The organism is Caldimonas sp. (genome assembly GCF_046289365.1).
In the GTDB taxonomy this organism is placed as follows: domain Bacteria; phylum Pseudomonadota; class Gammaproteobacteria; order Burkholderiales; family Burkholderiaceae_C; genus Caldimonas.
In genome coordinates this window covers 1-6,906 of sequence record NZ_JBKBVU010000162.1, presented here as the reverse complement: position 1 = coordinate 6,906, position 6,906 = coordinate 1, and the positions used below count along the sequence as shown (strand labels likewise).

The 6,906-nt window shown below is 68.1% G+C and carries 5 protein-coding genes and 2 pseudogenes; 6 read left to right on the top strand and 1 reads right to left on the bottom strand.

Annotated features, from left to right (window positions below; genetic code table 11):
* Positions 1 to 171 (bottom strand): annotated as a pseudogene (locus ACK42S_RS13880) (SET domain-containing protein-lysine N-methyltransferase); the annotation flags it as partial.
* Positions 172 to 310: 139 nt separating this feature from the next.
* Between ACK42S_RS13880 and ACK42S_RS13875 the strand changes: the two are divergent.
* The 6 genes and pseudogenes from ACK42S_RS13875 to ACK42S_RS13850 all read left to right on the top strand — a co-directional run.
* Complete coding sequence (locus ACK42S_RS13875) at positions 311 to 2,905, top strand: DNA topoisomerase III (RefSeq protein ID WP_409708635.1); 2,595 nt, start codon at positions 311 to 313, stop codon at positions 2,903 to 2,905.
* Positions 2,902 to 3,873: an AEC family transporter gene (locus tag ACK42S_RS13870; RefSeq protein ID WP_409708632.1), complete on the top strand. Its 972-nt coding sequence runs from the start codon at positions 2,902 to 2,904 to the stop codon at positions 3,871 to 3,873. The genes ACK42S_RS13875 and ACK42S_RS13870 overlap by 4 nt, the downstream gene beginning before the upstream one ends.
* 39 nt (positions 3,874 to 3,912) lie before the next feature.
* A complete protein-coding gene (locus ACK42S_RS13865) occupies positions 3,913 to 5,193 on the top strand; it encodes a glutamate-5-semialdehyde dehydrogenase (RefSeq protein ID WP_409708629.1) in 1,281 nt (426 codons plus the stop codon).
* Entirely contained in the window at positions 5,186 to 5,908 is a 723-nt protein-coding gene (gene queC, locus ACK42S_RS13860) for a 7-cyano-7-deazaguanine synthase QueC (RefSeq protein ID WP_409708626.1), read from the top strand. The genes ACK42S_RS13865 and queC overlap by 8 nt, the downstream gene beginning before the upstream one ends.
* A gap of 86 nt (positions 5,909 to 5,994) precedes the next feature.
* Positions 5,995 to 6,588: a LemA family protein gene (locus ACK42S_RS13855; protein ID WP_409708623.1), complete on the top strand. Its 594-nt coding sequence runs from the start codon at positions 5,995 to 5,997 to the stop codon at positions 6,586 to 6,588.
* 26 nt (positions 6,589 to 6,614) lie between these two features.
* A pseudogene (locus tag ACK42S_RS13850) lies at positions 6,615 to 6,906 on the top strand (peptidase M48); the annotation flags it as partial.

Sequence of the window (6,906 nt, the reverse complement as noted above, 5' to 3'; positions counted from 1 at the left end):
GATGACCTCGCCCTTGTACTCGATGATGCGCTCGCCGGCCCGGATCGGCGCCACCGCGAACACGCCCTTGCCGTGCACGCCCGAGCGGCGCACCTGGATGCGCCGCCCCCGCGACGGAACGGCAGACCCCGCGGTGGCGCGGGGGGAACGGACGGGTCGAGCTTGCGTCATGGTCGACTTTGGGTACATTGAAATGGGAGCGCGCGCGTGCGTGCGCGCACGCGCGAGGCAGCGGCATTGTAGGGGCCGCGCGGGAGCGCGCGCGCGGCATGTCCTGGTGCCCCCTCTTTCCTGACCCAACCCGAGATCCATGAGCAAAGCCCTGGTCATCGCCGAGAAGCCGTCCGTCGCACAGGACATCGTGCGCGCGCTCACGCCCTCGAGCGGCAAGTTCGAAAAGCACGACGAGTACTTCGAGAACGAGCGCTACATCGTCAGTTCCGCCGTGGGTCACCTGGTCGAGATCAAGGCGCCCGAGGAATACGACGTCAAGCGCGGCAAGTGGAGCTTCACCCACCTGCCGGTGATCCCTCCGCACTTCGAGCTCCATCCCATCGACAAGAGCAAGGGCCGGCTCAATGCCCTGGTCAAGCTCATCCGCCGCAAGGACGTCACCGAGCTCATCAATGCCTGCGATGCGGGACGTGAAGGCGAGCTGATCTTCCGCCTCATCGTGCAGTACGCCACGCCGGCCAAGGGCGGGCTGAACAAGCCCATCCGGCGCCTGTGGCTGCAGAGCATGACGCCCCAGGCCATCCGCGAGGGCTTCGAGCGGCTGCGCAGCGACGAGGAGATGCGCGGCCTGTCGGAAGCCGCGCGCAGCCGCAGCGAGGCCGACTGGCTGGTGGGCATCAACGGCACGCGGGCGATGACGGCCTTCAACTCGCGCGACGGCGGCTTTTTCCTCACCACCGTGGGGCGGGTGCAGACGCCCACGCTGTCCATCGTGGTCGAGCGCGAGGAGAAGATCCGCAAGTTCGTGCCGCGCGACTTCTGGGAGGTGCGCGCCACCTTCGGTGCCCAGGCCGGCGCTTATGAAGGCAAGTGGTTCGACCCGGCCTGGAAAAAGAACGAGGCCGACCCCGAGCTGCGGGCCGACCGCCTGTGGACGGCTGCCGAAGCCCAGGCGATTGCCGAGGCAGTGCGCGGCCAGACCGGCACCGTCACCGAGGAGGCCAAGCCCAGCACCCAGAGCAGCCCGCTGCTCTATGACCTGACCACGCTGCAGCGCGAGGCCAACTCGCGCTTCGGCTTCTCGGCCAAGACCACACTCGCGCTCGCCCAGGCCCTGTACGAAAAGCACAAGGTCCTGACCTATCCGCGAACCGACTCGCGCGCCCTGCCCGAGGACTACCTCGGCGTGGTCAAGAAGACGATGGAGATGATCGCCGGCGAGGACCTGCCCGGTCCCTTGCGCGCACTGGCCCCGCACGCGGCCCACGCGATCAAGGAGGGGTTCGTCAAGCCCAACAAGCGGGTCTTCGACAATGCCAAGGTCTCGGACCACTTTGCCATCATTCCCACGCTGCAGCCGCCCAAGAGCCTGACCGAGGCCGAGGCCAAGCTCTATGACATGGTGGTCAAGCGCTTTCTGGCGGTCTTTTACCCGCCGGCCGAGTACCTGGTCACCACCCGCATCACCACTGTTCAGGCCCAGGGCAAGGTGCACAGCTTCCAGACCAACGGCAAGGTGCTGGTCAAGCCCGGCTGGCTGGCCGTCTATGGCAAGGAAGCCCAGGAAGACGATGCCGACCTCGTGGCCGTCACGCCGGGCGAGCGCGTGCGCACCGAGGACGTGGCCGTGAATGCCGCCAAGACCCGCCCGCCGGCACGCTACACCGAAGCCACGCTGCTGTCGGCCATGGAAGGCGCGGGCAAGCTGGTGGATGACGAGGAGCTCAAGGCCGCGATGCAGGAAAAGGGCCTGGGCACCCCGGCCACCCGTGCGGCCATCATCGAAGGCCTGATCCTGGAGAAGTACCTCGTGCGTGAGGGGCGCGAGCTCGTCCCCACCGCCAAGGCCTTCCAGCTCATGACGCTGCTGCGCGGCCTGGACGTGGAAGACCTCACCAAGCCCGAGCTCACCGGCAACTGGGAGTTCCAGCTCGCCCAGATGGAAAAGGGCAAGCTCTCGCGCGAGGCCTTCATGGCCGAGATTGCTGCGATGACCCAGCGCATCGTGCAAAAGGCCAAGGAATACGACCGCGACACCATTCCCGGCGACTACGCCACGCTGCAGACCCCATGCCCCAACTGCGGCGGCGTGGTCAAGGAGAACTACCGCCGCTTCACCTGCACCGGCAAAACCGGGGAAGAGGAGGGCTGTGGCTTTTCGATCAGCAAGATTCCCGGCGGGCGCAGCTTCGAACTGCACGAGGTCGAGCAGTTCCTCACCCACAAGAAGATCGGCCCGCTGGAGGGCTTCCGCTCCAAGGCAGGCTGGCCTTTTTCGGCCGAGCTCAAGCTGGCCTACGACGAGGACATCGGCAACTACAAGCTCGAGTTCGACTTCGGCGACGACACACAGAAGACGCAGGACGGCGAGCCGGTGGACTTCAGCGGCCAGGAGTCGCTGGGCGTCTGCCCCAAGTGCAAGGGCCGTGTCTTCGAGCACGGCACGAGCTACGTCTGTGAACACGCGGTGGGCTCGCGCATCACCTGCGACTTCAAGAGCGGCAAGATCATCCTGCAGCAGCCCGTGGCGCGCGAGCAGATGAGCAAGCTGCTGGCCACCGGCAAGACCGACCTGCTGGAGAACTTCGTCTCCAACAAGACGCGCCGCAAGTTCAAGGCCTTCCTGGTCTGGGACCACAAGGAAGGCAAGGTCGGCTTCGAGTTCGAGCCACGCGCGCCCCGGGCGGCGGCCAAGAAGGCGCCGGCGAAGAAGGCGGCGGCCAAGGAATGACCCCCGCCGTCTTCCTCAAGCTCCTGGCCATCTTCACCGTCGTCACGATCGGCTGGCTGGCCGGGCGGGCGAAGTTCTTTGGCGGGGGCGAGACGGCCCGGGCGCTGTCGAACGCGGCCTTCTACCTGTTCGCGCCGGCGCTGCTGTTCCGCACCACCGCGCGCATCGACTTCGCCACCCTGCCCTGGGCAGTGATCGTGGCCTATTTCGTGCCGGTGGTGGGGCTGCTGCTGGGCATCTATGTGTGGCGCCGGCGGCGACTGTCGAGCGAGGGCTCACCGGCCGAACCCAGCGTGAGGGCCATCACGGCCACCTTCAGCAACACCGTGCAACTTGGCATCCCGATCGCGCTGGCGCTGTTTGGCGAGGCGGGTCTGTCCATCCACCTGGCCATCGTCAGCCTGCATGCGCTGATCCTGCTGAGCCTGCTCACGGTGCTGGTGGAGCTCGACATGGCACGCGCCGCCTCGCGCACCGAAGCCGGCCGGCCCCGCCTGGCGGCCACCCTGAAGCTCACGGTGCGCAACACCCTGATCCACCCGGTCGTGCTGCCGGTGCTGGTCGGCATGGGCTGGAACGTGGCCGGCCTGCCGATCCCCCAGGCCGCCGACGAGATCCTGTCCATGCTGGGCCAGGCCGTGGTGCCGGTGTGCTTGGTGGCCATCGGCATGTCGCTGGCCCACTACGGGTTGCAGGGCTCGCTGCGCGCAGCCGGCTGGCTCACGGCGGCCAAGCTCGTGGCCCAGCCGGCGCTGGTGCTGGTCGTGGGGCGCTTCGTGTTCGGCCTGTCGGGCCTGCCGCTCACGGTGATCGTGATATGCGCGGCGCTGCCTGCGGGCACGAATGCGCTGATGTTCTCGCAGCGCTACCGCAGCCAGGAGGCCGAAACCACGGCCACCCTGGTGCTGTCCACGCTGGTCTTCGTGCTCACGGCGCCGCTGTGGCTGGCGCTGGTGTCACGGTTCTGAACGCAGCGGCCGATGCCCGGATTTGAGACAATCCGGGGCATGACTGCCACCGATCTCCAGGCCTACATGGACCACGTGGGCGCCGCCGCCCGCGCGGCCGCCACGCGCATGGCTGCGGCTTCCACGGCCGCCAAGAACGACGCGCTGCGCCGTCTGGCCGCGCTGATCCGCGCCGAAGGCCCGTGCCTGCAGGCCGAGAACGCCAAGGACCTGGCGGCTGCCGAGGCCCGCGGCCTGGCCGCGCCGATGGTCGATCGCCTGCGCATCACCGACAAGGTCGTGGCCCAGATGGCCGAGAACTGCGAGCAGGTGGCCGCATTGCCCGACCCGGTGGGCGAGATGGTCAACCTGCGCCGCCGCCCCTCCGGCATCACGGTGGGCCAGATGCGCGTGCCCCTTGGCGTGTTCGGCATGATCTATGAGAGCCGCCCCAATGTCACCATCGAGGCGGCCTCGCTGGGCATCAAGAGTGGCAACGCCTGCGTGCTGCGCGGCGGCTCCGAGGCCCTGCACTCCAACCTGGCGCTGTGGAAGCTGGTGCAGCAGGCCTTGCAGGCCGCCGGCCTGCCGCCTGAGGGCGTGCAGCTCATCGAGACCACCGACCGCGAGGCCGTGGGCCGGCTGATCGCGATGCCTGAGTATGTGGACCTCATCATCCCGCGCGGCGGCAAGTCGCTGATCGAGCGCATTAGCCGCGAGGCCACGGTGCCGGTGATCAAGCACCTGGATGGCAATTGCCACGTGTACGTCGATGCCTCGGCCGACCTCGACCTGGCCGTCACCGTGACCGACAACGCCAAGACGCAGAAGTACAGCCCTTGCAACGCGGCCGAATCACTGCTGGTGCACGAGGCCATCGCCCCGGCCTTCCTGCCCCGCATCGGCGCGATCTTTGCCGCCAAGGGTGTGGAGATGCGCTGCGACGCCGGCGCGAAGGCGCTGCTAGCGGCCGTGCCGGGCGCGAAGCTCGCAGACGCCACCGAGCAGGACTGGGCCGAGGAATACCTGGCGCCCATCATCAGCATCAAGCTGGTGAAGGACGTGGACGAGGCCATCGCCCACATCAACCGCTACGGTTCGCACCACACCGACGCCATCCTCACCGAGCACCATCCCAACGCGATGCGTTTCTTGCGCGAGGTCGATTCGGCCAGTGTGATGGTCAATGCCAGCACGCGCTTTGCCGACGGCTTCGAGTACGGCCTGGGCGCCGAGATCGGCATCTCCACCGACAAGTTCCACGCCCGCGGGCCGGTGGGGCTGGAGGGGCTGACCTCGTTGAAGTACATCGTGCTGGGCCAGGGCGAGGTCCGTGGCTGATCCCCGTACCGCCCTCGTCCTTTTCAGCGGCGGGCAGGACTCCACCGTCTGCCTGGCCTGGGCACTGTCGCGCTTTGCGCGTGTCGAGACGATCGGTTTCGACTACGGCCAGCGCCACCGCGTCGAGCTGGACTGCCGGCCCACCGTGCGGGAGGCCCTGCGTCTGGCCTTCCCGAACTGGGCTGGCCGCCTGGGCGACGACCATGTGCTCGACCTGGCGCTGCTGGGCCAGCTCAGCGACACCGCGCTCACCGAGGCGCGGGCCATCGAGATGCAGGCCAATGGCCTGCCCAACACCTTCGTGCCCGGGCGCAACCTGCTGTTCCTGACCTTCGCCGCGACCCTGGCCTACCGCCGTGGCGCCAGCGTGCTGGTGGGCGGCATGTGCGAGACCGACTACTCCGGCTACCCCGACTGCCGCGACAACACGCTCAAGGCGCTGCAGGTGGCGCTCAGCCTCGGCATGGACACCCCGTTGACGGTCGAGACACCGCTGATGTGGCTGAACAAGGCCCAGACCTGGACCCTGGCCGAGCGGCTTGGCGGTGCGGCGCTGGTGGATCTGATCGTCGAGCACACCCACACCTGCTACCTCGGCGAGCGCTCGCTGCGCCATCGGTGGGGCCGGGGCTGCGGGCATTGCCCGGCCTGCGAGCTGCGCGCGCGCGGGCACGCGCAGTACGTCGCCGGCTCGCCCGCTGCCGTGCTGGCCTGACGGCGCCCGTGATGGGGCCGCCGCAGCCCCGTGCAGCGTGGTCGTAGTAGAGTCGCGGGGACAAGACAGGCCATGGGGGATTGCGGATGAGCACGACACAAATCCTGAGCTGGGTGGTCGTCGCCGTGCTGGTGTTCTGGGCCGTGGGGGCCTACAACCGGCTGGTGCGGCTGCGCAACGCCATCGGCAACGCCTTTGCCCAGATCGATGTGCAACTCAAACGGCGCTACGACCTCATTCCCAACCTGGTCGAGACCGCCCGCAAGTACATCGCCCATGAACGTGAGACCCTCGAGGCCGTGATCGCCGCGCGCAACCAGGCCCGCACCGCGGCCGAGCATGTGCGCGTGCGCCCCACCAGCGCCGGATCGGTGGGCGCGCTGGCCATCGCCGAACAGGCCCTGGAGGGCACGCTCGCGCGCCTGATGGCGGTGGTCGAAAACTATCCCGAGCTCAAGGCCGACCAGACCCTGCGCGAGCTGTCCGAGGAGCTCACCAGCACCGAGAACAAGGTTGCGTTTGCGCGCCAGGCTTTCAACGATGCGGCGCTCGACTACAACAATGCCGCGCAGCAGTTCCCCACCAACCTCATCGCCCGGCTCTTCGGCTTCAAGGAGGCGGGCATGCTGCAGTCCACCACCAGCGACGAGGAACGCAAGACCCTGCGTGTCCAGTTCTGAGGTTCTGGCGGTGAGGCGCTGACCCCATGGCGATGCGCTTTCGCGAACACCAGGCGGCGGCGCAGGCCGCCTCGCGGCGCCTGCTGTGGCTGTTCGCCCTCGTGCTGGTGCTGCTGGTGCTGGCGGTCAACGGCGCCCTGGCGCTGATCTACCGGCTGAGCTTTCCCTGGACTCAGGGCTTTCCGCCGTTGTTCTTCGAGACCAACACCGCGCTGACCTTGCTGTTCGTGCTGGGCGGCTGCTGGTTCGAGATGCTTCGCCTGCGGGAGGGCGGCGCTCACGTGGCCCGTCTGGCCGGCGGCACGCCCATCGATCCGC